Origin of the sequence: Herbaspirillum camelliae, from assembly GCF_001929405.1 — a bacterium.
Taxonomy (GTDB): Bacteria; Pseudomonadota; Gammaproteobacteria; order Burkholderiales; family Burkholderiaceae_D; genus Herbaspirillum; species Herbaspirillum seropedicae.
Genome location: NZ_KV880769.1, coordinates 1747115 through 1773677 on the forward strand (window position 1 = coordinate 1747115; position 26563 = coordinate 1773677).

Genomic DNA, 26563 nt, shown 5'->3' on the forward strand with positions numbered 1-26563 from the left:
GTGGCTTTCATCAGGTATGCCAACCGCCTCGAGCAAAAGGGGAACCAGGAAAAGCGTTTTATGCGGATTTTTTACTGATGGAAGTCCACCATGGTGTGTATTGCTTAACGGTAATCGGTAGCGAGCCTTCCAGTGCCTCCAGGATGGCAGGCATGTTTTGAATTGGATAGGAGCCGACAATCCTTAGATTTGCGACATCAGGAGAACAGCTCAAGATACCTGGGTGATAGCGACTCAGCTCGTTGATAAAATCTTCTAGTCGCATGTCGTCAGCGGTTAATGCGCCGTGTATCCAGTCCCGGCGTAGAGTTTCTGCCGGTGTCAGATTCCCTGCAGATGTATTCGAGAAGAACATTTGCAAGCCAGCGGGTACAACCTGAGACGCGGTCCGGTTTCTCTTAAGGCTTACTTTAACGGCACCCTCAAAGACTGCAATGTTGGATGATGTGCTTTCAGTGCGGACAGTGAATTGAGTGCCCAAGGGGTGTAGTGCTCCCTGGTCGGTCACAACCAGAAATGGGCGTGAGGGGGAGAGGGTATCTGCGGCAGTCTTCACTAGAATCTCCCCCGACCGCAAAGTGATACGGCGTTCAGCCCTCCCATAGTCAACGTCGATGGCTGTTTCGGTATTGAGCCAGAGCTCAGTACCGTCGGCCAATGTCAGTTGACGCTGCTCGCCCACACTGGTGCGGTATTCAGCCAAAAGAGATGAGGCATAGCGGTTCCGGAAAGCTAAGACGCCGACGAGGCCAATAGAAGAGAGAACTCCTAGTAGCTTGAGTGACTGTCGGCGCTTGTTGCCAATCGTGGCAACAGCCTGGCTAGCGGCCCTTGCGTTCAATGACGAAGGCATCCCCTCAAATTTGCTGCTGATACTCATCACTCGCTCCCAAGCGGTCCGATGCCGCGGGTCTTCGAGCAACCAAACATTCAATTTGCGAATATCTTCGTCGCTAACGCTGTCCGCACGCATGATGGAATACCATTCGGCGCTTGCTTCCAAAACGCTGTGGCTGTCCCTTCGAACAGGGCCCGAAGTATCGTTCCCCTTCATATTTAGGCGTGGAATTCCATGCAGACCAACATAGCTTGGGCCATGTATTTTTTTACCATGCGGTCGGAGACCGCGAGCTCGAGCGCGATTTGCGCATAAGTGAGCCCATCCAGATGAGATAGTAGGAAAGCAGTTCGGGCCTTGACTGAAAGTCGCCCAAGAAGCTTATCAATCTCCTCTAGCCCCTCCAATAGTAGGGCCTTGTCTTCTTCTGACTGCAGAGAGTTTTCTGGGAGCGCTGTTAAAGCTTCTAAGTAAGCGCGCTCCAAATCTTGCCGGCGCCAGTAGTTGACCACTAGCGAATGGGCAATTGTTCGTAGATATGCTTGGGGCTCCCGAAGAGCCTCGAGGTCTCGCTTTAATAGCACACGGAGAAATGTGTCTTGAGCTAAGTCCGCTGCATTGCTCGCGCAGCCAAGTTTCTTGCGCAACCATTCCACTAAGGTGCCATGGTGGGCGCTATACAAATCTTCTACGGAGACGCATGAGTCGGCGGGCATAGTCGCGGGTTCTGGCGTTGGATTTTAACTTTTAATGAGAATTATTTAAGATGAACTGTAAAGCGGAATGATTTTCATTACAATCAAAATGTAAAGGCGTGTTGGGAAAAAGCTCGTTTGGCTAATCCTTGGAAATGTCATTTTGTCAATTACCCAAGTGACTAAGTGAGAAAGAATGGCAGGGAGTGAGTCGCGACGATTTGGTCGCTAGGGAGAGGAGTCCGGAGATGTGAAGTCAAGCCTCTAAATTTGAACTTGGCCTCAAAACAAGCTCGGGAGTACGAGGGAGTCCGGAGTTATCGCAGATGCGGGGGGTATTTCCCGACGGCCGAATTAGGGTCACGGCGTCGCATATGCTTCTGACAGGAGACACCGGTCACAGTCTTGAGTTGGGCAATCTTGGACGGCTGCAGGCACGACGGGCATATCACCTTCGTTTCCTGAATAGGGCGCTCGCGCTCCATCACCTGGAGGGTGCGGCTGCCGCAGTCAGGGCAAAAAAGGTCAATGGTTGCTGCGTCCATGGATATCCAAATCCCTGTATTCGCTCCCTTTTTAGAGAGCGGAAGTATAAAGCACGAGAAAGATGCAAATGCCACCACAGGCCACTCGAAGCGCCCAGATATACGCCAAAACTTAGCCAATACTTAGGACTTCGGGATTTACAACAGTTGAAATACTTTGTTGATAATAATTCGCATATATTAATAATTATCATTTATATTTCAGCCTCCTGAAAATCTCGTTCATGCTCCTATGCAACTTCCACAGCACTGCATCATTCGTCGCCACTTGGTGGCTGTAGGTCTTATCTCACTCAACACAATGGCTTGCGCACAAAGTGCACCGGCCGATTCGACATCGAATGCACTTCCAGAAATCAGTGTCGTTTCGTCGTCGGACTCGAAGTCATACAAGGCCGCCAGCACGAGTGGTGCGACGCGAACCGAAACTCCCATAATGGAAGTGCCACAATCTGTGCGCGTGATGACCGCCCAGCAAATTGAAGATGTGGGTGCTGTGCGTTTGGCAGATACCGTTGAATATGTGAGCGGCATTACAAAGCTGAACGACTTCGGTGGCACGTGGGATAACTTCGGCATACGAGGTTTTAGTAGCACGGATATGGGATTCCTTATCAATGGCTTCCCAGGCTCCCGTGGCTACAATCCCCGACGCGATACTGCCACGGTCGAGCGTATCGAATTCCTGAAAGGGCCCGCTTCCGCCATCTATGGCAGCAGCGAGCCGGGAGGCACCATCAATATTGTTACGAAGAAGCCCCAGTTCACTCAGAAGAATGTGGCCGAATTGAGTGCTGGCACCGGTGGGTTGAAGCGCGCGACCTTAGATAGCACCGGTCCATTGAGTCAAAATCTGGCTTACCGCCTGAATGTGATGACCGAAGAGGGTGACACCCGCAACAGCATGCTCAGTAATCGTCGTCAGCTGGTTGCGCCGGCGCTGACCTGGGTCATCAATAACGACACTATCCTGAACTACGAGGCCGAAATTCTTCGTTCGAGTACACCACTTGACCGTGGTGTTATCAATGTTCGAGGCGTCTTGGGCACACTGCCACGCGACCGAGTGTTAAATGAGCCGTCCGACGGAAACCTGCAGTTGAATAGCGATACTCATCAACTTACGCTGGACCACAATTTCTCAGAGAACTGGCGAGCGAAGCTCGGTGCCAGCTACAAAGAAAGCACCTTTGACGGCTACTACACCGAGGCCGACTCTCTGGCTGCCGACAACAGGACGTTGAATCGCCGTCGCACTTGGCGCCAACTTCCATCGCGCGACGTGTCGTTCCAGGCAGAGCTCGAGGGAAAGTTCAAAACCGGAAGCATCGGACACGATATGCTGTTCGGCGCCGAAGCATCGCAACTGTGGATGAACACCGAAATTCTGCGTTCCACTACCAATATGCCGCTGGATATCTACAATCCGGTATATGGTTTATCTTTGCCGCCAGTGACCAACCGCACTTCTAGCTCGGATGAACGCCAGCGGGTTAAGGCACTGTTTGTGCAAGACCAAATTAGCTTGACTCCTCAATGGAAGGTTTTGGGGGGCGTGCGGTGGGACCAGTACAACCAAAGCGTACAGACTCGTGCCCCTTCGGTGAGCAACACTTCGCAGCAGCAGAGTGCTGTTTCACCGCGTGCGGGAGTGACGTATCTGCCGAATGACTGGAGTTCCTACTATGTCACTGCAGGTAAATCCTTCCGCGGCAATAGTGGCGTCGATATTAATGGCCGAGCGTTTGACCCGCAGCATTCGACGGCGTATGAAGCAGGCGTGAAACTGCAGTCTAAAGACGAAAAATTAGGTGCGAATTTCGCAGTTTACGACATCACCAAGACTAACGTGTTGACGTCTAGTGATGTGCCAGGTTTTTCAGTAGCAGCTGGCGAGGTAAAGAGCGCAGGATTTGAAGCCGATGTGTTTGGTCAGCTGACAGCGAACTGGCGCATTTCCGGGAACTTCTCGTGGGACAACGCTCGCGTGACCAAGGACAAGACATTAGCTGCGGGCACCAGATTAACCAATATTCCAGCTTACAGTGCCGGCATCCTGGCCATTCGTGAAGACGCTTTACAAAACGGAAATCGATACGGCCTTGGCGCAGGCGTGAACTACGTGGGTAACCGCTCAGGAAACACAGCCGACACCTATACATTGCCGGCATACACAACCGTGAAATTACTGAGTTACTGGCAGGTCAGCAAGAATGTGCGAGTTTCGGTTGATGTTCACAATCTTTTCAACCGCAACTATTACACAGGCTCCTGGAGCAACTTGTACGTGACTCCAGGTACTGAGCGAACCGTCGTTGCGCGCGTCAAAATCGATATGTAATTTTGTGGCCTGCCTTATCAGAAATGCCCTGAATTCGAAATTTCAGGGCATTTTCCCGTTCTAGTGGGAACTTTTAGCGGCCTTTTGACGAAACACCAAAATACATATCAGCATCAAGCCGAGCAACACGGTAGAAGCCGTATATCTGCTAAGTTCCAATCCGCCCTGCGCATTTGGCTTATCTAGAAAATCACCCACAACAGCACCGAGTGGCCTGGTCAAGATGAAGGCAGCCCAGAACAGGACCGTACCAGATACTTTCCTAGAAAAATGCGCCGCTAGGACGACTAGGAGCAGTGAGCCGAAGAGGATTGCTGCGCCAGTGTAGCCTAGCCCTGCTGTATCGGCGGTCCAATCGCCCAATGCGGTGCCTAGGGTCTGCGAAAACATTATAGTGACCCAGTAAAAAATTTCGGCTTTGGAGGAGCTGATGCTGTCCACAGACACGCTACCTAGGGTTCGATGCCAGATGAAGAGAGAGGAAAGTAGTAGGAGCAGGAGTAGGCTGGAGCCGCCAGCGTATCCAATTCCTAGGGAGCGGTCGGCGAAATCCGCAAGTGTGGTTCCGACTGTAGTAGTTGCCACAATTGTCGTCCAGTAAAGAATTGGATGGAAGGTCTTTGCGCGAACCTGGGCGACCACTGCAATGAGAAATAGAACGGCAAAAATGCCTGTGCTTACTAGATAGCCAAGGTTCATCGACATCGAAACAGCATCCCCACCAGTCTCACCAAGAGTAGTAGCGGCAATCTTGATAAGCCAAAAAAGGGCGGTAACTTCAGGAACCTTCACAAGGTCGCGCTTGGGCTGAGCCATGGTTACTCCTTGATATTTTCGACAAATAGGAGCTCCTGACCATACAAACGATGACTTAGGTGATTCTTAGGGCGCTATAAATGACGCAAAAAAATGCCCGCGCAAGCACGGGCAACGCAGTTCATTGAAGGAAGGAATTACTGGGAATGGTCGCCGGAAATCATGGCGGCGTGCTGGGCGCTAGCAACGTCGGATTCGACTTCCGCGCGAGTCTTGTGAGACACGGGCTGCTTGAGGATGGGGTAGTCATCGCCGTTGGTGATGAGACCTTCGCGTTGAGCCGCCACCAGTTCAGCGCGGACTTCCGCGCGAGTCTTGTGAGTGGTGGGCGCGGGCAGGATAGGATAATTGTCGCCGTTTGCGATGGTGCCGGCCTTTTCAGCGGCAATCAGCTCAGCCTTCACTTCTGCACGTGTCTTGGTGCTCTTGAAGGGGACAATAGGGTACTGGTTCCGCGAATGCATGTTGTCCCAATCACGTTCGGCAGAAGCAGTGCTCTGAGTCTGCGCGAACGCGGATACCGATGCGGCCGCGAGGATGGTGGTGGCGATGATTTTGGTAATAGTGGATTTCATAATGTTTCCTTTCGAGAGTTCCCGCTTGGGGGTGTTCGTCAGCCCGGTTGGCTGTTGGAGACACTATGCGCCTTGGACCATTAACTATCTGTTTCCTATACATTAAACATCTTTAATCGTGCTGGGATTTAAGAGTAGAACTGCACGCAAGCCGGGGTGAATATTGCTTAACTCAAGGCGGCCGTGATGCAGCTTGGCTATCGCGGCTACTACGCTTAACCCGAGTCCCATCCCAGGAGTCGCACGGCTAGCGTCGCAGCGATAGAAGCGCTCCTGTACTTTCGGTAACTCTTCAATAGGTATCCCAGGGCCGTTATCGCATACTTCGACAAACACCATTCCATCCTGTCTGCGTCCGGATGTAACGGTTACAAGACCATTTTGAGACGAATACTTTAAGGCGTTATCAATCAGATTTCCGATTGCCTGGGTCAAAAGTAAAGGGTCTCCTTTAAGATGAAGATGTCGGGAGCCTTCGGCGCGGAGAACACGCTGTTTGGATTCGGCAAGAGGAAGGTAGAACTCGGAAACATCATCAACGATGGTCGCGACGTCAATTGGTTTGAAGCCGGAACGACGTGCTCCGGTATCAATTTCCGCTAGGCGAAGTAAAGCATTGAAGATAGCAATGACTCGGTCGACGTCTGCAATTGCCAGCTCAATCTCGGCAAAAGCTTGTTCGCTGTCAGGTCTCGTTAGCAGGAGTTCTTCCAAGCGCGAACGTAGTTCAGCCAGTGGGGTACGGAGGTCATGTGCAATCGCATTCGAGACGTTTCGGACTCCATCCATCAGCTGCTCAATCTGAGCCAGCATCTTGTTCTCAGTCTCAACAACCACTGCTAACTCATCTTCACCACCGCTATGCGGTAGCCGATGCGAGAAATTGCCTTGCATAATGGCTGAAGCAGCATTGTTGATGTCTTTTACCTTGGCCAGAAGGCTTCTGCGTACCAGAAGTCCGCCTGCCGCTCCAAGAAGAATAATGACGGTCGCCGCACCGCCAAGACCATATACGAACAAATTCTCCAGCAGCCGATATCTATCGATGTCTTGAGCTACAAGGAGGTGATACCGATTGTCGAGGATGATGTGTTTGGCAAGGGTTCGCGTCGTCTTTCCATTGACATCAATGGAATACCGCCCTTCGCTTGGCACTTCCGCAATGGTCTTCGGCCAGGAGGGCAAGTTACCAGCTTGACGCACGAGGCCGACATCGGTGAGCAAAATAATATCTTCCGACCCGCCAGCATTCATGCCGACTTGGGTCTCGATGGCGAGCTTTAGGGCGGCAATACCTTGTTCTTCATAAACTCGCTGCAACCGCAAGGTGTCGGCATGAAGTATTCGCGACCTATCTTCTTCCACATATTCTCGCCATGCGTAGCCTAAAGGGGTGGCAAAAGACAGGAGAACCATCAAGCTAAAAAGGACGTAGCATGCTGAAACAGTGCGAGCAGAGAATCTGAAGAATTTAGTCATCATTGGTCAGCATGTAGCCGGAATTACGAATGGTTCGTAGGAGCGGTTTTTCCGCATCCGCATCAATTTTTTGTCGCAACTTGCTGATGTGAACATCGACGACGTTGGTCTGCGGGTCAAAATCATAATTCCAGACGTTCTGCAATAGCATGGTGCGCGTTACCACTTGGTTGGCATGACGCATCAGGTATTCAAGGAGGCGAAACTCACGAGGCTGCATAGGAATAGCCTTTCCGCCGCGAGTGACTTTGTGAGTAAGAAGGTCCAGGTGAAGATTGGCCACAGACAGAGATGTTTCAGCACTCGATTCGCGAGTTCGCCTTGCCAGCGCATCCAGTCGGGCCAATAGCTCTCCGAAAGAGAAGGGCTTGACCAGATAGTCGTCTCCGCCGGCTTGCAGGCCACGGATGCGGTCATCGACCCCAGACATCGCACTCAGGATAAGGATTGGAACCTTATTCCCCGTCTTACGAAGAGCCTCGATGATGCCAAGTCCATCGATGCCGCCAGGCAGCATACGGTCCATGATGATGGCGTCATAGGGCTCGCTCGCTGCCAGAAACATACCGTCTCGGCCGTTGTCGGCATGGTCAGCAGTGTGTCCAGACTCAGCGAGACCTTTCTTGAGGAAATGGGCAACGCGGTCGTTGTCTTCCACAATCAGTAGTTTCATCAGGCCGCTCCTTATCCTTTGACATCCTGTTGGCGCCATCCGCCGCCCATGGTGCGGTAAAGGTCAACCAGATTCGTCAGCCGGTTCAGGCGTGCGGTAATCAGAGATTGGCGAGCGTTGTACAAGTCGGTGTTAGCCGTCAGCACGTTCAGGTAGCTGTCGGCGCCGTTGTCATACATAAGCTGCGCCAACTCCAGTCGACGTTGTTGGGCGTCAGCGTAACGCTGCTGAGCCGCCAATTGGTCGTCGTAGGTTCCGCGTGCCGCGAGGCCGTCAGTCACTTCCTTGAAGGCGGTCTGGATGGCCTTTTCGTATTGGGCCACGGCGATACTCTTTTGTACCTTGGCGGCATCGAGATTGGCCTGGTTGGCACCACCCGAGAAAATGGGCAGGCTAATTGACGGAGAGAATGTCCACGCTCCAGACCCAGGGGCGAAGAGACCGCCCAAGGTCGTGCTCATCGAGCCAGCTGAGCCCGTCAGTGAAATAGAAGGGAAGAAAGCTGCACGCGCAGCGCCAATATTGGCATTTTCAGCGCGAAGGCTCGACTCTGCCTGGAGGATGTCCGGTCGATGTTGCAGCAAGTCAGAGGGGAGGCCGGCTGGGATGTCGGACAGCAGGTTTTGCTCTTCCAGCGTCGAGCCCGTAGGCAAATCAGCTGGCAAGCTCTGGCCAATCAACAAAACCATAGCGTTTTCAGCCTGTGCCTTAGCGCGCACCTGTGCTGAATAGTTGATTTGAGCTTGTTCCAATGTTGTCTGTGACAGCCGCAGGTCCAGTTCAGACAGCGTCCCGGTGTCGTACTGCAGCTTCATAATGTCGTACGTTTGACGAGCATTCTCGAAGGTGTCTTTGGTCACCTGGAGCTGCTCGCCATACGCCAAAAGCGTCAAATACTGGTCAGCTACCTGCGAAATCAGTGCGATTTTCGCTGCCTGCTGTGCATAGCCGCTGGCAAAATATTGCTGCAGGGCTGCATCCGAAAGGCTGCGGATGCGACCGAAGAAATCGAGCTCCCAAGACACTCCCAGATTTGCAGAGTAGTCGTGAGCGTAGGTTGTTTTGCCACTGCTAGAAACGCTGCCAGGCTTACGTGAGGCAGCGAGGTCGGCGCCAGCATCTAACTGCGGGACCAGCGCGGAACGCTGAATTTGGTACTGCGCTCGAACTTTATCGACATTGAGTGCGGCTACGCGCAAGTCGCGGTTGTTCTTCAATGCGATTTCCACCAGGCGCTGCAACCGGGCATCCTTAAGGAAGTCGTGCCAGTCAAGGTTGTTCGCAGCTACAGGCGATGTTGCCGCCTGCGTGCCGTATGCCGGCCCGGTCGGATAGGCCGTCGCGACTGGAGTGTCAGGGCGGTTGTACACCGGTTGGAGAGAGCATCCTGCAGCCAGGGAAGCCAAGGCTAGGCAAATTGCGTTAGTCATCAGTTTCATATCAATGGCCCTCCGTCTGCTGTGTCGTATCGCTTCTGTGTTCGTCTGGCCCGTTCTTTTCTTTCTTGCCACCGAGCTTATCCACCACTACGACGAAGAACATGGGAATGAGGAAGGTAGCCAGGAACGTCGATGTCAATGTGCCACCAATGACGCCCGTACCAATTGCCTTTTGGCTGGCTGAGCCGGCGCCGTGGGCGACGACTAGCGGAAGAACGCCAAGCATGAATGCCATCGAGGTCATGACAATGGGGCGCAGACGCATCTTTGCTGCCTCAATCGCGGCCTGCAGGGCTGTCAGGCCCTGGTGTTGCAGTTCGCGAGCGAATTCGACGATAAGAATCGCGTTCTTGGCAGACAAGCCAATCACTGTCAGCAGACCCACCTGGAAGTAGATGTCGTTGGAGAGGCCGGTTGCCGAGGTTGCTGCCAGGGCGCCAAGTACGCCAACTGGGACGACCATAATTACCGACATCGGGATAATCCAGCTCTCATACAACGCGGCCAAGCTGAGGAACACCACCAGAATGGAGAGACCGTACAGCAAAGGCGCCTGCGAGCTGGATTGCTGTTGCTGCAGCGAGGTGCCGGTCCATTCGAAGCCGATGCCGGAGGGAAGCTTCGCCGCCAGCTTTTCCATGGCTGCCATTGCCTGGCCGGTACTTTGGCCAGGTGCGGATTGACCCTGGATTTCCATCGCTTCAACGCCGTTATAGCGTTGCAGGTTTGGCGGGCCATAGGTCCATTGGTAGGTGCCGAAGGCGGAGAAAGGAACCATCGCACCCGTGTTACTACGGACATAGAGCTTCATGATGTCGTCCGGATTCATACGGAACTGGGCATCGGCTTGTACATAGACCTTCTTGATGCGGTTGTCGGTGTCGAGGAAGTTATTCACATACCTGGAACCCCACATCGAAGAGAAAGTCTGGTCGACGTCGGATGCAGCCACGCCGAGTGCGGCAGCCTTCTCGCGGTCAATGTTGATTTTGAAAGTAGGATTGTCAGATTGCCCAACGAATCGCACTTGAGACAGGGCTGGGTCATTTTGCGCCATAGCTAGCAGTTGGTCGCGTGCTTGGGAAAGAGCCGCGTGACCAAGCCCGCCACGGTCTTCAAGCTCGAAGTCAAAGCCCGCTGCGCTACCTAGGCCTCGAATCGGCGGCGGGCTACGAGCGAAGATGTCGGCAGCTTTATAGTCGGCGTATCGCTTGGCAATGCGGGCTGTCAGTGCTTGGGTGGTTAGTTTCGGGTCTGTACGTTCTGACCAATCCTTAAGATGTACAAAAATCTGGCCAATGTTCTGTCCGCGGATACCATTGGCGTTGCCGTTCACCGTCAAGGTGGCATCAACCATGGCGCTTTCATCCTTCAGCAGGTACGCCGCAACTTCATCCATGATGGCGCCGGTCGTTTCCTGCGTAGTGCCGGGGGCAGTCTTCACTTGAACGAACAGGAATCCCTGGTCTTCGGACGGCAAGAATGACGTAGGCAGGCGACCGAACATCACGACAACCACCGCGATGAGAGCTGCGTAGATGACCAGCCAGCGCCCAGAACGAGCAATGATATGGCGCACGCCGGAGACATAACGGTCGCGACCGAGGTCAAAGGTCCGGTTAAACCAGCCGAAGAAACCCTTTTTCTCGGCGTGATTTTCGTCAGGGCGCTTCAGGATTGTTGAGCAAAGTGCCGGCGTCAACGTCAGTGCGACGAAAACGGACAGCAGCATGGATGCGACAATAGTCAGGGAGAACTGACGATAAATACCGCCAACCGTGCCGCTGGAGAAGGCAACAGGGACGAATACCGCGCACAGGACGAGCGCCACACCAATCAGGGCGCTACTAATTTGTCCCATAGCCTTGCGAGTCGCCTCAAGTGGCGAGAGATGCTCTTCATGCATCACCCGCTCGACGTTTTCGACAACCACGATGGCATCGTCAACCAGCAATCCAATCGCAAGGACCAGGCCGAACATGGACAGCGTGTTGATAGTGAAGCCAAGAGCGGCCATAACGCCGAAGGTGCCCAGCAACACTACTGGGACCGTAATGGATGGAATAAGTGTGGCCCGGATGTTCTGCAAGAACAGGTACATCACCAGGAACACCAAAACAATACCCTCAAGCAGCGTCTTCACCACTTCTTGGATGGAGACTTGAATGAACGGTGTGACGTCGTTTGGATAGACAACTTTTAGGCCATGCGGGAAATACGGCTCCAACTGGGCCATACGAGCCTTAATTGCTTTGGCAGTCGTCAAGGCGTTACCACCAGGCGCCAATTGGATGCCCATACCAGAGGCTGATTGGCCGTTGTACTTGTTATCGATGTTGAAGTTTTCGGCGCCAAGAGCGATGCGGGCAACGTCTGACAATCGGACTTGCGCACCATTGGGCATCACTTTCAGCAGGATATTGCCGAAGTCTTCCTTCGTACGAAGCAGAGTAGATTCGGTGATAGTGGCATTGAGCTGCTGGCCTTTGACCGCAGGAGCACCGCCAAGCTGGCCGCCCGAAATTTGAACGTTTTGAGCTTGAAGCGCGGTGGTGATGTCTGATGGAACCAGGGAGTAGCTATTGAGTTTGGTCGGGTCGAGCCAAATACGCATGGCGTACTGGGAACCGAACACGTCCATGTTCCCGACGCCATTGATTCGGCTAATTGAGTCCTGAACGTTGGACACCACGTAGTTGGCGATGTCGAACTTATTCATGCTGCCATCGGTGGACACAAAGCCGATAACCATCAGGAATGAGTTGGTCGACTTCGTGACCTTCACGCCGGACTGCTGCACTTGTGTCGGCAGAAGAGGCGTAGCCAGTTGCAGCTTGTTCTGGACCTGAACCTGGGCTACGTCCGGATTGGTGCCGGCTGCAAAAGTCAGAGTAGTGGTGGACTGGCCGGTATCATCGCTGGCCGAAGACATGTACAGCAGATTGTCGATACCAGTCATCTGCTGTTCGATGACTTGGACAACGGTATTCTGAACGGTTGTTGCCGATGCGCCTGGATAGCTAGTGCTCACCTGTACGGTGGGTGGCGCAATAGGAGGAAACTGCTCGATGGGCAGAGAGGTAATCGCCATCGCGCCACCCAGCATGATGAGGATGGAGAGGACGATTGCGAAAATAGGACGGTCGATGAAGAACTTTGCCATTTCGTCCTCACTTCACTGCCGACGAACTGGTCGTGCTCGCCTCGACTGCCGTGACTTGCGAGCCAGGCTGAACTTTCTGCCAGCCAGTCACAATTACGCGGTCACCATCCTTCAGCCCACCGGTCACGACCCAGTTGGGGCCGTCGGTGGCGCCAGTCTGGATGATTTTCGTGGCGGTCTTGCCGGCGCTATCTACTGCCATGACGGTGGCTTCACCTTGAGCGTTGTGGGTCACAGCAGAAACAGGAACCAGGAACGCATTGTCATTCACGCCTTGCTGGACGCTCGCATGGACGAACATCCCCGGTAGAAGGACACCTTTGGGATTGGCGAAGGACGCACGTACTGTCACTGAGCCAGTTGTCTGGTCCACAGTAATGCCGTTGTATTGGAGCTTGCCAGGTTGGTCATATGTGGTGCCATCTTCCAGCTTCAGTGAGATTTTGACGGCGCTTACATCGTTGGGGCGAATCTTGCCGGAGGCGATATCACGACGAAGTTGCAGACCGGCCGTGCTGGATTCGTTCAGGTCGACGTATATCGGGTCGATTTGCTGAATTGTTGTAAGCAACGTGGCAGCACTTCCTTGGACATAGGCGCCTTGGGTCACCAGCGAACCGCTACTGCGACCAGAAATTGGGGCGGTGACGGCGGTGTAGCTGAGATTAATGCGCGCATTCGCCACAGCTGCTTTAGCGGCTGCTACGTCAGCTTCGGCCTGACCTTGAGAGGCGACGGCATTGTCATATGTCTGTTTGCTAATGGCCTTTCCAGCGACCAAGACCTTGAAGCGCTCAGCTTGCAGATTCATGGCGACCAGGTTGGATTCCGCTTTCTTCAATGTTGCTTCAGCGCTCTTCAACGCAACTTGATATGGTGCGGGGTCAATTTGATAAAGCGACTGCCCGACACGAACGTCAGCACCTTCTTGGAAGCCACGCTTCAAAACGATGCCGTCAACGCGTGCCCGCACTTGGGCGACCAGATATGCCGACGTCCGACCGGGCAGCTCGATATTGACCGGCACAGACGTACGGTGAACTGTGGTCACGGTGACGGACTGTGGGCCAGCTGCTGGAGCTGCTTGTTGGCTCTTCCCGCATCCCGCAAGGGCCGCTAGGGTAATTGCCACTGCCAGGGCGGCGCAGCTTTGGTAGGGCTTGACTAAGCTCATAGGTGCTTTCACAAGGTGCTCGACCGCAAAGGCGGGCTTGCAAAGTTGGTGGATAGGCGGAGCGCACTTTGCATGAGAGGCGATTAAGCCGATATTTGCGTTTCATTAAGAAACGTTCATGTGAGCGCGGACGCGCTGCTATAGCAGTCGCGACATGTGAGCACTTTAGGGGGGAGGACTTAGATGTTACTTAGGAGAGGCGCGATGACCATGGGAAGTTGGCCATCGCGCGTACGATAGGGGATATCGCTCTTTAGATGGGGAATTGCACAGTGGCGCGAAGCCCGCAGCGTACACCGTTGTTATCAATACGGTTATTAAATTTGATTGTGGCGCCGTTTCGTTCTGCGATAGCTTTGACAATAGCCAGGCCAAGACCCGAGCCAGATTCTCCGCTTCCAAGAATACGATAGAACGGGTCGAAGATACGTTCCATTTCTTGTTCGGGGATTCCTGGTCCCGAATCTTCTACGGTAACGGTTAAGAAGTCATTTTCGCGGCGCGCCCGAAGGATAAGCTGGCCTCCGGCAGGTGTGTACCTGATGGCGTTATCAGCTAAGTTTTTAATGAGCATCAACGCGTCAAAAAGCTGTCCCGAAAAAATGGCAGAACGCTCGGTATCGACTTCAATGTCCAGATTCTTGGCTTCAACTGAGGGAATGAGGTCCTCTAGCACTTGCTTGAAGACATCCTCCATCGAGATGGTTATATTGGGGTAGGCAACCGACTCCTGGCTGCGGGCCATTACCAGCAATTGCTCCAATAGGGAGCGCATCCTCTGAAGGCCGCCGCGTAACTCCATCATCCGCTCTTGGGCCACGGGTGGAAGCTCAATTTTGCGGATATTATCGGCCTGCAGGGAAAGTGCCGTCAGAGGTGAGCGCAGTTCATGTGCGGCGTCTGCGACGAATCGCTTTTGCATGTCGACAGACCGCTTCACTCGAAGGAGAAGCGCATTAATAGAGGCAGTAAATGGCCGTATTTCACTGGGAACGTGTCGGTCATCTAGTGGGCTTAAGTCAGAGTCCTTGCGTAGGTCCAGTTCATGCGACAGCGCTTTGACTGGCTTCAGCATTGTGCGAATCAATACGTTAAGGAGCAGAAGCAGTACAGGCATCAAAAGCATGAGTGGATACATTGTCCTCCATGCGCTGCTACTTGCAATTTCGTCTCGAATATCTGTTCGCTGGCTGACTACTAATCGACCACCGCTAGGCAAGTGCCTTATGAACACCCGCCACATATAGCGACTCCCAGGTACTGTTTGCACAACCTCTGGAAGAGAGAATGGTAGGTTAACGTCCTCATCAAGCAGGCGAATCTGGTTCACGTTTGATGCCAGAACCTGCACAATTACTTGGGATTCAGGGTCTTCGCTTTGCTCAATACTTTGAGTAATGAGAAGGCCAGTGTGTGGCTCTTGTTGCTGCATTAAGCCGGCAATTTGCCTCAGCTGGTCATCTTGGAACTCATTTGCTTCATGAAAAGTGCCGAGGAACGAGAAATAGCCACCTCCAACCGAGGTCACAATAATGACAACCGAGAGCCAAAATGAGAGCTGAGCTTGCAGCGAGCCAGTTAATTTCCTTTTGAGACCATCCATCCTAGGCCCCTAACATTTTTGATGATTGGGTTTCCAAACTTTTTGCGGATTGAGTGAATCAGATATTCCACAGCATTGCTTTCGACTTCTTCGTTCCAGCCGTAGATTCGGTCCTCCAAGTCTTGGCGGGACAAAATGGCCCCCGGTCGTAACATCAGCGATTGCATTAGGCTAAATTCGCGGGCCGACAGGCGCTGAGTTATACCCTCGAAAGTCATTTCGCGTGTCGTTGGGTCCAATTGAATTGCGCCGTTCGTAAGGACGGGGCTCCCGCTACCACCGTGGCGACGAATCACGGCCCTCATGCGCGCCAGTAGTTCATCCATTTCGAAGGGCTTCATAACATAATCATCGGCACCACCATCTAAGCCACGGATTCTATCTTCCAGAGCGTCTCTCGCCGTGATGATAAGAACAGGCGTGCTTATATTGTTGTCGCGCAAGTGACGTAGCACGTGAAAGCCATCCAGCCTCGGCAATCCGAGGTCCAGCAAAATCACGTCGTATTGCTGGGTATTGACCGAAAGCTGGGCGGCACCTCCATCGCTGACACAATCAACAGCATAGGCCGCGTCGCGTAATGCCTGTTCTGTTGCAGCGGAAATCATGCGGTCATCTTCAACCAATAGCACTCTCACATCAAACCTTCCAAAAATATGGTTGCCGGCGACATCAGCCGGGGGAGTATCGCCGAACAAGCGCACGCTGGGCCTTAATACCCATAACCGCTGCCTTGGTCATCAAGGTGCGGCCATACGTACTCACAATGTGAGCAGAGCCAAGAGAAACCACAAACGCGGCTAGCATGTCGGCAGGGAAGTGCACACCTACAAAGATGCGGGCCCAGGCTGGAGCCAAGCCAACCACTGCCAATATTAGACCAATCCGCCTAGTGGGGGGCGAATACGCCAAGCCCAAAGTGATGCCCCACCACAGGGTCAAATGGTCGCTTGGTAGGGATGCATCCGCAGTGTGGTTGATGAGCAAATGCCCCAATGGCAACGTAAATGGACGGGGTTGTGGCCACAGCCAGCCAATCACGCCCCCAATTCCCAAAGCGACTAAGGCAGAGGAGGCGGCGAAAACGGCAGCTCGCTTCATCTTGAAGTTTCCGGACAGCCACATGTACGTTAGAAGCAGAGGAAGAGCCCATACCAGCCATTCGGCCGTAAAAATTGCAAGGTGGTCTCTCCAAGTGCCGCTGCACACATTGCTGCAATTCAGCAGCAGAAAAATTTTCTGATTAAGTAGTTCCATGCCTGTTTCTGCTTTCATAAGTTTCGCCAGCATAGTTGGCGAGACTTAGGCCTTCCTGAGGGGAGAGGCCAATAAACCGCGGGATTCTCACCAACACACCTAAGTAATAGCTAAGTCGGGCTCGATACGATGCGGGTCATCTGACTTGACGATGAATTGCGACGGGCGCTGAGGTTTGCATGAATACCGAAAGTAATGACTGGAAAAGCCCGCTGGAACCTGAGGATTGGGGAGCATTGCGCAAGCAAGGGCATGCCATGCTCGATGAGATGTTTTGCTATCTTCAGCGGGCGTCCACAGGCCGTGGTCCAGTTTGGCAGCCGATTCCACCAAATGTCCGCCATTCCATCATCGAGTCGTTGCCGCAAGCTCCATGTGCGTTGGAGCAGACATACGGCCTGTTTCGAGACAGCATTCTGCCATTTTCAGTAGGTAACACCCATCCAGGTTTCATGGGGTGGGTACACGGTGCCGGCACTCCTGTGGGAATGCTCGCCGAAATGTTGGCGGCTGGGCTGAATGCGAACTTAGGTGGGCGAGACCATATGCCTATCGAGGTCGAGCGCCAGGTTGTACGGTGGATGAGTCAGCTGTTTGAGTTTCCAGACAGCGCCAGCGGCTTGTTCGTCACGGGCTCGTCCATGGCTAACTTCATCGGCGTGCTAGTTGCGAGGACTTGGGCTTGCGGGAAGAGCATCCGGAAGCAAGGCGTGCAACAGAAGCCTGGGCAAGAGTTGGTCGCATATGCGTCTACGGCCGCTCATGGATGCATTTCTCGAGCGATGGATATGGCCGGCCTGGGAAGTGCCAATCTTAGGTTGATAGCGCAGCAGCCAGATGGCGCAGTGGACATTCAAGCTATGCGCCGGGCTATCCAGGAGGACTTGGCCTCAGGTTGCAGTCCGTTCCTAATCGTAGGGACCGCCGGCACTGTCGATGTTGGCGCAATTGACGGCATGAGCGAGCTAGCCGACCTGGCTGCCGAGTACAACGTTCATTTCCACGTAGATGGCGCATTCGGTGCCCTTTGCGTCTTGGCTCCAGACCTCGCTAACAAAGTCGCTGGAATACAGCGCGCTGACTCAATCGCGATGGACTTTCATAAATGGCTGCATGTCCCATATGACGCAGGGTTCATTTTGGTTCGAAGTAGAGAACGTCAGTTGGCCGCCTTTGCCGAAACAAATCAAAGCTACCTGGCTCGCGAACGGGGTGGAATGTCCGATGGCTCTCCATGGCCGTGCGACCTGGGACCCGATTTATCGAGAGGGTTCCGGGCGCTCAAGACATGGATGACGTTGAAGGTCTATGGAACTGAGCGATTAGGGAAATCAATTTCAGAGAGCTGCGAACGAGCCAGGTACTTGGCAAAGCTTATCGAGCGCAGTGATGAATTGGAGCTTTTGGCGCCGGTGAACCTGAACATCGTATGTTTCCGTTACCGCACGGTCGAGACGTTGAGTGAAAACGTAAATTCCTGTCTGTTGTTGGCGCTCCAACGGTCAGGAATCGCGGCGCCATCATCTACTCGAATCTCGGGAAAGTACGCCATACGGGCGGCTCTCTTTAACCATAGAACAAGTCGGGCGCAGCTGGAATCGTTGGTCGACTTCGTTGTCATGCAGGGCCGAGAGCTAAACAACGTCGGCACTTCGTAGGGAAAAATTCATGCCTTTTTCATTGTCGAGCCCGGAACTTGTGCCGGACTCACCTTTTCAGCTCGGGTTGGAGAGGTTACTTCACGCGGCATTTTCTGGGGTAGACCTTACCCCCCTCGGTACAAAAATAATTGCGCATCTGACTGAGAACCCAGATGATGCAATTCGGCATATGGACCTGTCGTACATTCTTCAGATTGGTGGCAATGAAACTATGGCTGCCAGCATTCAGAATGAGGCACTACGTCTGGAGCGGCATTTCAAATTGCCTACTGCCGCTTCCGAGCCGACCGTGAGGCTCCTAGCCATCGTGGCACCTGGTAACTTCATGGCGAATACGCCGTTGGAATTCTTAGTATCTCATGCAGATATAGCGCTTGAAGCGTTTTACCTTGTGCCAGGGGAGCCAATACCATCAAAGCTTCCTGAGCACGATGTCATTTTCGTCGCCGTAGGCGAATCCGCAGCAACCAGTGATTTATTGAATGAACTTTGCGGCGCAGCTGATGGTTGGAACTCCCCGCTGCTTAATCATCCGTTGCACTCACTGTGTTTAGCGCGTGATTCGGTATCGCTTCTTTTGAACGACGTCGCCTCAGTTTATGCGCCGTTGACTGCTCGTGTCTCCAACTATGACTTAGGTGCCATCGTAGAAGGCGCAGAGGAAACCGAATTTTTGGCCGACGGAGCGTGGCCATTGATTGTGCGGCCAGTCGATTCTCATGCAGGTAAGGGGCTTGAAAAGGTAAATAATCGCGCCGAACTAGGTGCCTATTTAGCTCAGTTTGATGGCATTCCCGAGTTTTATCTCTCTAGCTTTGTGGATTACCGAAGTACCGATGGTCTATTCCGAAAATACAGAATTGTTTTCATTGAAGGGGCGCCATTTCTATGTCATATGGCCATCTCTAATCACTGGATGGTCCATTATCTCAATGCCGACATGACTGCTCGTCCAGAGCGTCGCAGTGAAGAGGCGAGCACCATGGCCAATTTTGAAGATGGTTTTGCTGTTCGCCACAAGGAGGCCTTTGCTGCCCTTCATGATGCGTTTCCTTTGGACTATTTCGGCATCGACTGTGGCGAGACCCCGGACGGAAAGTTGCTGGTCTTTGAGTTGGACACCGGCATGATTGTTCATGCCATGGACCCTATAGACATGTTCCCGTACAAGCATGTCGCAATGCGCAAGGTATTTGAGGCGTTCCAGAAGATGGTTCACAACGCAGCGGGAAAGTGTAATGAATAGGCTGCCGATAATTAGCCAGTTGCTCGTTCAAGGCGGCGACGAGCGCATTCTTGTGGACGAGCAAACCGGCACCAACAAATATGGAATCAGCCCTCAGCCGCGTGATAGCCAAGTTGAGTTTTCCTCCTCGACGGCGAGTCATGTTTCGCCTGAAGCATGGTTTGCTATCGAAAGATTCAGAAATCGAATTAACGAAGAGCTGATTGAGGGGAATGCCGTCAATGTTTGGCGACTTGAAGAGCAGCGGATTCGGAAGGAATTTATCGATATATGGGGGCTTGCTAGTGTGGGTCTACATTGGTATCTGCACCGTTCAGGCACTGATGCACATGCAATGGCTGCGGAGCTCGCCCACCGGAAATTTGGCAAGCCTTTTCGTATTGTCATGGGGGAGTCCCCCGAAACCGGCAGCAAGATTTTGTCGTCACTTCTAACTGGAAGTCGTGAGCACGGAGAAAATACGGCTGAAATAACAGAGATTCCAATCCGACATCTTGATGGCTCACCGAGGTCTGCAAAGTCAATTGACCAGGATTTCTACCGTGCTGTGGTCGAAGCAATTACTGCAGAAGTTCCTGTTCTCCTCATTCGAGTTGATGAGTCAAAGTCAGGTGGGATATATCCCAGTCTCGACCTGGTCAAGCTTTTAGCTGCTAAGTCGCCAGAGGATGTGGCCGTCTTGGTTGATTGTTCTCAGTTTAGATGCGATGAGAATCGTCTCAATGAATACATCCGCTCACATTTCATGGTGGCTCTCACTGGCTCGAAGTTCTTTGGTGCCCCAGCATTCTGTGGAGCGCTGTTAGCCGACAAGCAGTGGAGTCGTTTCTGGCCGGGCGAGGCGGCAGATTTAGATGACCATGGAGTTCCGAATTTCGGCCTGCTTGCTCGCTGGGAAGCCGCACTATTCTCTATGTCTCGCCATCAACGAATATCTGCAGCACTACGGAACGAGGTGGTCGCGCACTTTCAGGCGGCCGTTCTGAGTGCCGTCGCAGAGATAGATACTGTGGAGTTGCTTGAGTCAATTCGTGATATCTCAAAAGGACCACGTAGTTTATTTGCCTTGCGAGGAATGCATCGCATTCCTAAGAGGAACTTGGCTACTTACGAAGTTGAGCGTGTCTATCGAAACTTGCTGACACGTCGACAAAGTAACGGAAATATCTATGCCCTTGGTCAACCAGTTCCGTGTGGTGGGCGCGGATATCAACGCACCCAATTCTTGCGTTTAAGCCTCTCAGCGACAATGCTGGTGAAAGTATGTCGCATGCCGAACAACGAAGGAATTGTGTGGCTGCACGAAGAGGTTCATTCCGCAATCCGTGCTCTCGACGAGGAAATTAGGCTCTTGCCATGATTACTTCAATTTCACAGGGAGGATTCGTCATGTCGACCCCGCGACTGCAAGCGCTTGAGGTCTGCTCGACGTTGATTGCACCAATCAGCTTCAGCTTGTTGGCAGGGGAGTGCACGGTAGTATCTGGCCCGTCCGGCGCCGGGAAAACAAGATTATTGCGACTCCTTGCTGATATGGACCCGGGCGCTGGCGAGGTTTTCCTTGATGGGAAGGCGCGAACTGCATATACAGCACCCGAGTGGAGAAAGAAGGTTCTCTATCAGGGTGCGGATGTCGCATGGTGGCACTCGAGTGTCATTGAACACTTGCCGGTTGAAGCCCATGGCGCCGCAGAGGTGCTTGCGGAACGGCTCAATTTAAAGGGTGACCGCCTTAAGGCGGCCATCTCCGAACTTTCTACTGGCGAGCGCCAACGAGCCGCATTAATTCGCTCACTTCTAAAGAACCCGTCAGTGCTTCTGCTAGACGAACCATCCAGCGCATTGGATGCTGGCAATGTACTTTGTATGGAAGACCTACTTCTTTCCAAAATGCGAGGTGGCATGTCGATTCTTCTCGTAACACATTCTAAAGAACAAGCAGAGCGTTTGGCCAGCAACACGATTGAAGTTAAGCGGAGATGATGAACGTGACAGTTCTCTCGCTTTCCCCGGTGGATTTGACCCTGGCCTCCATTCTTATCATTGTCAACGGTCTGGTCTCACTTCTACTTGGCTTGCAAGTTCACAAATCGTTGGTGACTGCGGCATTAAGAATGGTCATTCAGCTGCTCCTGGTCGGCCTGATATTGCGCTGGATACTAGGAAATCAGTCTCCCTTGATGACAACACTAGCCGTGCTTGTGATGATTGCCGCAGCTGCTCGTGAAGTAGCGAGTCGGCCAAAAAAGCAATTTCAAGGGAGATTTGGGCTAGGTATCAGTGCGATTGTTGTGGGCACTTCATCGCTGTTAACGGTGGCTCTAGCTCTCACAACGGCAATACGGCCAGAGCCATGGTACGAACCTCGATATGCGATTCCGTTGACGGGAATCGTGCTTGGGAGCGTGTTGAATTCGGCAAGCATCGCGATGGACACATTTCTTTCAAGCGCGAGTTCGTCTGCCGCAGAGATTGAGACCAGAATCGCTTTGGGAGCGACTAGACATGAGGCCATGCGACCGCAGTTGATTGCCGCGGTTCGCAGCGGGATTCTTCCAGTCATCAATCAAATGTCGGCTGCGGGAATCATCACCCTACCTGGAATCATGACCGGCCAGGTGCTGGCAGGTATGGATGCGCTGGAAGCAGCGAAATACCAGATTTTGCTGATGTTCATCCTAGCTGGCGCCAGCGGCATGGCTGCCTATGGATGCACATCTCTCGCCGCGCTACGTCTTACTGATTCTCGACATCGACTCAGGCTAGATAGGCTTCGCCCCGGCTTCCGCTAATATCCCGGTATAAATATGAATAAAGCTCTAACGCTCCTTAAATCAAAAGGATTGCGCCCTACAGCCACCCGACTTCAGTTGCTATCTGTCTTGGAAGAGACTGGCCGTAAACGTATGACCGCGGAGAGCATCTTCATGAAGGTTACAGGAGATGGTGGTTCCATAAGCCTTGCTTCTGTCTATCGCGTACTTAAAGAGCTGAGCAACTACGGCTTGGTAGAGCGAGGTTGGTATAAAGAAGGGCAGGAAATTCGCCTGCTCTTCTCACTGGGCCGTTTGAATAGTAAGCAAGCTTCCCCCGAAGTTGTATGCGTGATGTGTAATCGCAGCATGGAAGTGTCACTCCCCAAGTTACGTCCTGAGCTGAATAGCCTCGCGGAGACCATGGAATTGCAACCAGGAGAACGCCCCATCGTGATTCAGGTAACTTGTCCAACTTGCGCTGAGCGCTAGGCAAGAAAAAAAGCCCGCATGAATCAACCTCATGCGGGCGAATGCCTCCCTTTTCGGGGAGGCGTAGCCTCAAGACATCGCCGGGATGTCTAAAATAAACTATTAGAACTTGTGGCGGATACCAACAGCCACGGCGGTCTGGCTACCATCGGCACCCCCGATGGTGCTGTTACCAACGGCATCGCCAAACACGCCGGTGTTAGCCATGTCGGAAGCACGGATGTTAGCGACGATAGCGTACAGGTCAGTGCGCTTAGACATGTAGTAGTCGGTGCCCAAGCTGAACTGCGTCAGCTTGCCTTTGGCCGACGAATTGAAGCCGGCGCGGGTGTGGGTAACAGCGCCCATCAACTTCAAGCTGGGGGACAGCATGTAGGAGGTACCCAGTTCGTAGATGTCAGCCTTGTTAGCGGCGGACAGGGTCTTCGAAGCCAGAGCGGTCGGCGAGCCGGTGTTCAGGTCTTGCTTCACGCGCGAGTAGTTACCGTACACACGTGCTGCACCGAACTGGTAGCTCGCAGCAAGGGTCAGGACCTTGAATGCCGAGTTGCCAGCTTGGGTCGGGTCGCCCAGACCAGTGGTGCCAACCAGCAGGTTGGTGTCCGAAGGAGTCGAGCCTTGCTTGGACTGATAGTAGTTGATACCCAGACCCAGAGGACCGTTGTCGTACTTGCCACCAATGTTGAAGGCCTGACCAGCGGAAGTCTGACCGGCTGTTTCGCCGAAGCCGTACATCAGGTTGCCGGTGAAACCAGCGATGGTGTTAGTGGTGTAGGTGACGGAATTGTTGGTACGAACACCTTCCAGTCGGTCCAGGTTGTGGCCGACGGCACCGGTCACGCCGAAGAAGTCGCCAACCGAAGTGTACGAGGAGATGACGTCAGCGTAGTCGGTGTTACGGCCCAGCAGCACGGAGCCGAAGTTGCCGGACAGACCTACCAACGATTTGCGACGGAACAAAGTATTGGTGGTCTTGGAGTCATCCAGGGCGCCGGTATCGTTCTTGAAGCCGCTCTCCAGAACGAACAGTGCCTGCATGCCACCGCCCAGGTCTTCAGTGCCCTTGAAGCCCAGACGGGAGCTTTGCAGAACGCCGGAGTTGACGCTGAACTTGCTACCGGTGCCGGTACCAGCTGCGTTCAGAGCCTTGCTGGTGTAGACAACGCCCGTGTCGACGATGCCATAGATAGTGACGGAGCTTTGAGCTTGAGCTGCGCCAGCGAATGCGCCGAGAACAGCCAGTGCGAGCAGAGATTTTTTCATGTGACTTCCTTCTACAAAGTGGTCGTAATAATCCGGACTTGTTGTCGGATTGTTGAACATTAAGGGTTCTTCTTTGCGGTGACTTCTGCTTGGTGAAAATGAATAACTATTTCGGTGTCGTTCAAGTGATTCGATAGAAATTGTTGTTTTATTTGAGCCTGTTTTCTAAGGTGTTGAAGAGGGAAGAAGTGTTTTTAACTTGTATTGCCTCTTTCGATAATTCCCTTCAGGACCGTTCGTACTAAGGTCAACGTCACCGAACACTCGGGCGGCAGCCTTTAATACTTCTCGCTGTTCTTCGCTATCAACCAAAACTAGGCGCCGACGGCTTTTTGCGTGGTATTTGCTGATATCTACCTCTAGGCAATGCCCATGGTCTCCCTTCCTGAAATCAAGGAGTAACGCCTCGGGGCGAGACAGGCCAAATGCAACGGCGATTTCGAGCCGAATAGATAGAAATGGATTGGCCTTGCGAATTTTTGTCGTAACTTGGTCTAGAATCTGCTCCGCCCACTTCCCCTTCAGTGGTAGTTTTGCGAATGCCTCGAGCTCCTTGCGGGCCTGAACGTCTCCTTGTTCCGCGGCCTTCAGCCACCAATAAGCAGCACGGATATCGTTGAACTGGGATTCACGCCGATAGCGCCAAGATGTTTGCGCATACTCTATTTGAGCAGATAGGAGCCCCATTTCTGCTGCGCGCTCTAGGTAACCACGAGACGTAATTAAGTTTCGCTGAGAGAATTCTGACTTTGCGTAGATGCGTGACAGCGCGTGCCAAGCTTCGGGTAAGCCGTCATGAGCAGCGTATAGCAGCCAAGGAATAGCTTTTGTATAGTGCGCCGCTCCGTGATTAGGGAAGGTCCGTTCACCAGCTAGGTCGATACGAGCATGTCGCAACCCAAGCTTAAGTCTTGCGTGAGCTGAGCCGCTAATGGCCACTATTTCCAAGAGACGCTGTACTCTAAGAAGTGGTACCTTCGTTTGGCTCTGCAACACTTCCGCGTAATTCATCAAGAGAGCTGTTTCCTGGGAACTAAGTTCGATTTGAGCGGCCGCCAGGGGTTCTTTGACATGTTGGGACCGTGCTATTTCATAGCGCTGAAGTAGCTTTTCCGCGAGTGGTGTGGCAAGTATTTCATATTCTTTGTAGCTTCCATTCTGCCAAGCCTGCTCTGACAAAGAATACTGTGCAGCTTCTATCCCAGCCTGGGCCGCTTTCTGGGTAAGCTCGTTCCCAAATCGAACGGCCTCAATTGACTCTATAGCGCCAGAATGACGATTAGCGCTTGGAGGGACGTTCTGATGGAGGTATTGGGCAAGCATCCATTGAGCTTCGTGGTCCTTAGCGTCAGCCAAAGACTTGAGTACGTGTAGCGCCTTCTTCTTAGCTCCGACGCCGCATTGTTTTACATGTTCAAGGACAATTCTCGCGAAAACGAGACCGGCTTTAAGAACGCCGGCATCGTAGGCTTTCTCGTACCAAGGTGCTGCCTCATAAGGACGCGCCATTGTTGCTACCGTCTCGTATGGTACGTTCTGTCCAATCATCATGAACGCCTCCTCAAGGTTCTGCCGTGCGGCGCGCTCAAGCCAATAAAATGCTGTGCCGGTACTCTGTGGAAGGCCACTCATTCCATAGAAGTAGCGGGCGCCAAGCGCAAGTTGGGCCGCTGCGGTTCCGGTCCTGGCCGCTCTGATAATGGGCAGTGCATCACGGGTGGCCATGTTCACCTCCAATGGTGGTCTTCTCGAGGCCCTCTTCTAATTCGTCAGGGCGAAAGAAGCCCTGCGCCCCGAGGTCGTCGGGATGCTGACGGTTCATGCATTTCTCCGTTGCTATGTCGATGGCGGGTAGAGCTGGCTGCTGTCGCTCTCTGAGCTAAGAAGAGCTAGCCGCTTTGGGACGTCGTAGGCCGAATCAACCGATGACTGGTTCGCGAATGTAATGACCCACTAAAAACCTGCTCAGTAGATAATCCTAAAAGGGAATCAAAATGAGCAAGGTCATGGAAGAAGAATTCAAACGTTGGACAGCCAAGCGCAAAGCGGCGCTGGTGATGGAAATCATCCAGGGAAAGACGACGGTAGCCGAGGCTAGCCGGTCGTTTGATATCCCGCCATCCGAGATCGAAGAATGGGTCGATGAAGGCCGCAAAGGGATGGAGAACGCCCTGCGCGCCAAGCCGCTGGATGTGAGAGAACAGTACGAGCGGCAACTCAAGGAGCTGCAGGAAGCCTACGGAGAAGCCATGCTGGAGCTGCGCGCCAGAAAAAAATTGGCGTCCCTGTTGGGCGAGGAAGACAAGTAATCGAGACCATCCGCCAGGGACTCAAACAAGACGGTTTCGATGTGGCTGTCAGCAAGATATGCGCGTGGTTTGGGATTGCCAGGCGCAGCGCTTACTACAAGCCGGTGAAGGCTGAGCCCAAGGTGCAGGAGCGCTTTGCCGAACCCATTCGCAAGATGATCCTGGAAGAGCCGTCCTTCGGCTATCGCACGGTGGCTGGCCTGCTCGGGTTCAATAAGAACACGGTGCAGGAAGAGGTTCA

At 53.1% G+C, this 26563-nt stretch carries 22 protein-coding genes and 2 pseudogenes; 9 read left to right on the forward strand and 15 right to left on the reverse strand.

All coding sequences use genetic code 11. From position 1 onward, the window contains the following. Positions 1-58: 58 nt before the first annotated feature. From BGK68_RS07755 to BGK68_RS07760, 3 genes and pseudogenes are all read right to left on the reverse strand, one after another. Entirely contained in the window at positions 59-880 is an 822-nt protein-coding gene (locus BGK68_RS07755) for a FecR domain-containing protein (protein WP_233149255.1), read from the reverse strand. Between the two features lie 12 nt (positions 881-892). Further along, a pseudogene (locus tag BGK68_RS28655) lies at positions 893-1054 on the reverse strand (FecR/PupR family sigma factor regulator); the annotation flags it as partial. A 2-nt stretch (positions 1055-1056) separates the two neighbouring features. Continuing rightward, complete coding sequence (locus tag BGK68_RS07760) at positions 1057-1554, reverse strand: sigma-70 family RNA polymerase sigma factor (RefSeq protein ID WP_075256617.1); 498 nt, start codon at positions 1552-1554, stop codon at positions 1057-1059. An 825-nt stretch (positions 1555-2379) separates the two neighbouring features. Here BGK68_RS07760 and BGK68_RS07770 point away from each other — a divergent pair. After that, positions 2380-4419: a TonB-dependent siderophore receptor gene (locus BGK68_RS07770; protein ID WP_233149445.1), complete on the forward strand. Its 2040-nt coding sequence runs from the start codon at positions 2380-2382 to the stop codon at positions 4417-4419. 60 nt (positions 4420-4479) lie between these two features. Here BGK68_RS07770 and BGK68_RS07775 read toward each other — a convergent pair whose 3' ends face one another. From BGK68_RS07775 to BGK68_RS07820, 10 genes are all read right to left on the reverse strand, one after another. Continuing rightward, positions 4480-5235, reverse strand: a complete 756-nt coding sequence (locus BGK68_RS07775) for a COG4705 family protein (RefSeq protein ID WP_075256620.1) — start codon at positions 5233-5235, stop codon at positions 4480-4482. A 137-nt stretch (positions 5236-5372) separates the two neighbouring features. Continuing rightward, positions 5373-5810: a DUF4148 domain-containing protein gene (locus BGK68_RS07780; RefSeq protein ID WP_075256621.1), complete on the reverse strand. Its 438-nt coding sequence runs from the start codon at positions 5808-5810 to the stop codon at positions 5373-5375. Positions 5811-5912: 102 nt separating this feature from the next. Further along, entirely contained in the window at positions 5913-7289 is a 1377-nt protein-coding gene (locus tag BGK68_RS07785; RefSeq protein ID WP_075259723.1) for a sensor histidine kinase, read from the reverse strand. Further along, positions 7282-7962 carry a response regulator transcription factor gene (locus tag BGK68_RS07790; protein ID WP_075256622.1) on the reverse strand — a complete coding sequence of 227 codons (681 nt, stop codon included), beginning with the start codon at positions 7960-7962 and terminating at the stop codon, positions 7282-7284. Before BGK68_RS07790 ends, BGK68_RS07785 begins: the two co-directional genes overlap by 8 nt. A gap of 11 nt (positions 7963-7973) precedes the next feature. After that, positions 7974-9401 (reverse strand): efflux transporter outer membrane subunit, encoded by a 1428-nt coding sequence (locus tag BGK68_RS07795; RefSeq protein ID WP_075256623.1) that lies wholly within the window; start codon positions 9399-9401, stop codon positions 7974-7976. Position 9402: 1 nt separating this feature from the next. Beyond that, a complete protein-coding gene (locus tag BGK68_RS07800; protein ID WP_075256624.1) occupies positions 9403-12564 on the reverse strand; it encodes an efflux RND transporter permease subunit in 3162 nt (1053 codons plus the stop codon). A 7-nt stretch (positions 12565-12571) separates the two neighbouring features. Beyond that, positions 12572-13738 (reverse strand): efflux RND transporter periplasmic adaptor subunit, encoded by a 1167-nt coding sequence (locus BGK68_RS07805; protein ID WP_075256625.1) that lies wholly within the window; start codon positions 13736-13738, stop codon positions 12572-12574. A 253-nt stretch (positions 13739-13991) separates the two neighbouring features. After that, complete coding sequence (locus tag BGK68_RS07810; protein ID WP_075256626.1) at positions 13992-15341, reverse strand: sensor histidine kinase; 1350 nt, start codon at positions 15339-15341, stop codon at positions 13992-13994. Further along, positions 15317-15979: a response regulator gene (locus tag BGK68_RS07815; protein ID WP_075256627.1), complete on the reverse strand. Its 663-nt coding sequence runs from the start codon at positions 15977-15979 to the stop codon at positions 15317-15319. Before BGK68_RS07815 ends, BGK68_RS07810 begins: the two co-directional genes overlap by 25 nt. Before the next feature lie 34 nt (positions 15980-16013). Then, entirely contained in the window at positions 16014-16616 is a 603-nt protein-coding gene (locus BGK68_RS07820; RefSeq protein ID WP_158035423.1) for an undecaprenyl-diphosphatase, read from the reverse strand. Between the two features lie 161 nt (positions 16617-16777). Here BGK68_RS07820 and BGK68_RS07825 point away from each other — a divergent pair, with 161 nt between their 5' ends. From BGK68_RS07825 to BGK68_RS07850, 6 genes are read left to right on the forward strand one after another with little or no spacing between them, the layout of a single operon-like run. Continuing rightward, positions 16778-18256: a pyridoxal phosphate-dependent decarboxylase family protein gene (locus BGK68_RS07825; protein WP_075256629.1), complete on the forward strand. Its 1479-nt coding sequence runs from the start codon at positions 16778-16780 to the stop codon at positions 18254-18256. Between the two features lie 10 nt (positions 18257-18266). Then, entirely contained in the window at positions 18267-19505 is a 1239-nt protein-coding gene (locus BGK68_RS07830) for an ATP-grasp domain-containing protein (RefSeq protein ID WP_075256630.1), read from the forward strand. Further along, positions 19498-20865: a hypothetical protein gene (locus tag BGK68_RS07835; RefSeq protein WP_075256631.1), complete on the forward strand. Its 1368-nt coding sequence runs from the start codon at positions 19498-19500 to the stop codon at positions 20863-20865. The genes BGK68_RS07830 and BGK68_RS07835 overlap by 8 nt, the downstream gene beginning before the upstream one ends. A 29-nt stretch (positions 20866-20894) precedes the next feature. Then, positions 20895-21488, forward strand: coding sequence for an ABC transporter ATP-binding protein (locus BGK68_RS07840; RefSeq protein WP_075259724.1), 594 nt, complete (start codon positions 20895-20897; stop codon positions 21486-21488). 5 nt (positions 21489-21493) lie between these two features. Next, positions 21494-22297: an ABC transporter permease gene (locus BGK68_RS07845; protein WP_075259725.1), complete on the forward strand. Its 804-nt coding sequence runs from the start codon at positions 21494-21496 to the stop codon at positions 22295-22297. Between the two features lie 15 nt (positions 22298-22312). Continuing rightward, entirely contained in the window at positions 22313-22750 is a 438-nt protein-coding gene (locus tag BGK68_RS07850; protein WP_083657755.1) for a Fur family transcriptional regulator, read from the forward strand. A gap of 102 nt (positions 22751-22852) precedes the next feature. Here BGK68_RS07850 and BGK68_RS07855 read toward each other — a convergent pair whose 3' ends face one another. Together BGK68_RS07855 and BGK68_RS07860 are read right to left on the reverse strand one after the other, a co-directional pair. Then, the gene (locus tag BGK68_RS07855) at positions 22853-24013 is read right to left on the reverse strand and encodes a porin (protein WP_075256633.1); all 1161 of its coding nucleotides are present in this window, start codon (positions 24011-24013) and stop codon (positions 22853-22855) included. Positions 24014-24178: 165 nt separating this feature from the next. Next, entirely contained in the window at positions 24179-25738 is a 1560-nt protein-coding gene (locus tag BGK68_RS07860; RefSeq protein WP_075256634.1) for a tetratricopeptide repeat protein, read from the reverse strand. Between the two features lie 269 nt (positions 25739-26007). Here BGK68_RS07860 and BGK68_RS07865 point away from each other — a divergent pair, with 269 nt between their 5' ends. Both BGK68_RS07865 and BGK68_RS28210 read left to right on the forward strand, forming a co-directional pair. Further along, positions 26008-26322 (forward strand): transposase, encoded by a 315-nt coding sequence (locus BGK68_RS07865; protein WP_017455550.1) that lies wholly within the window; start codon positions 26008-26010, stop codon positions 26320-26322. A 41-nt stretch (positions 26323-26363) separates the two neighbouring features. After that, a pseudogene (locus BGK68_RS28210) lies at positions 26364-26563 on the forward strand (IS3 family transposase); the annotation flags it as partial.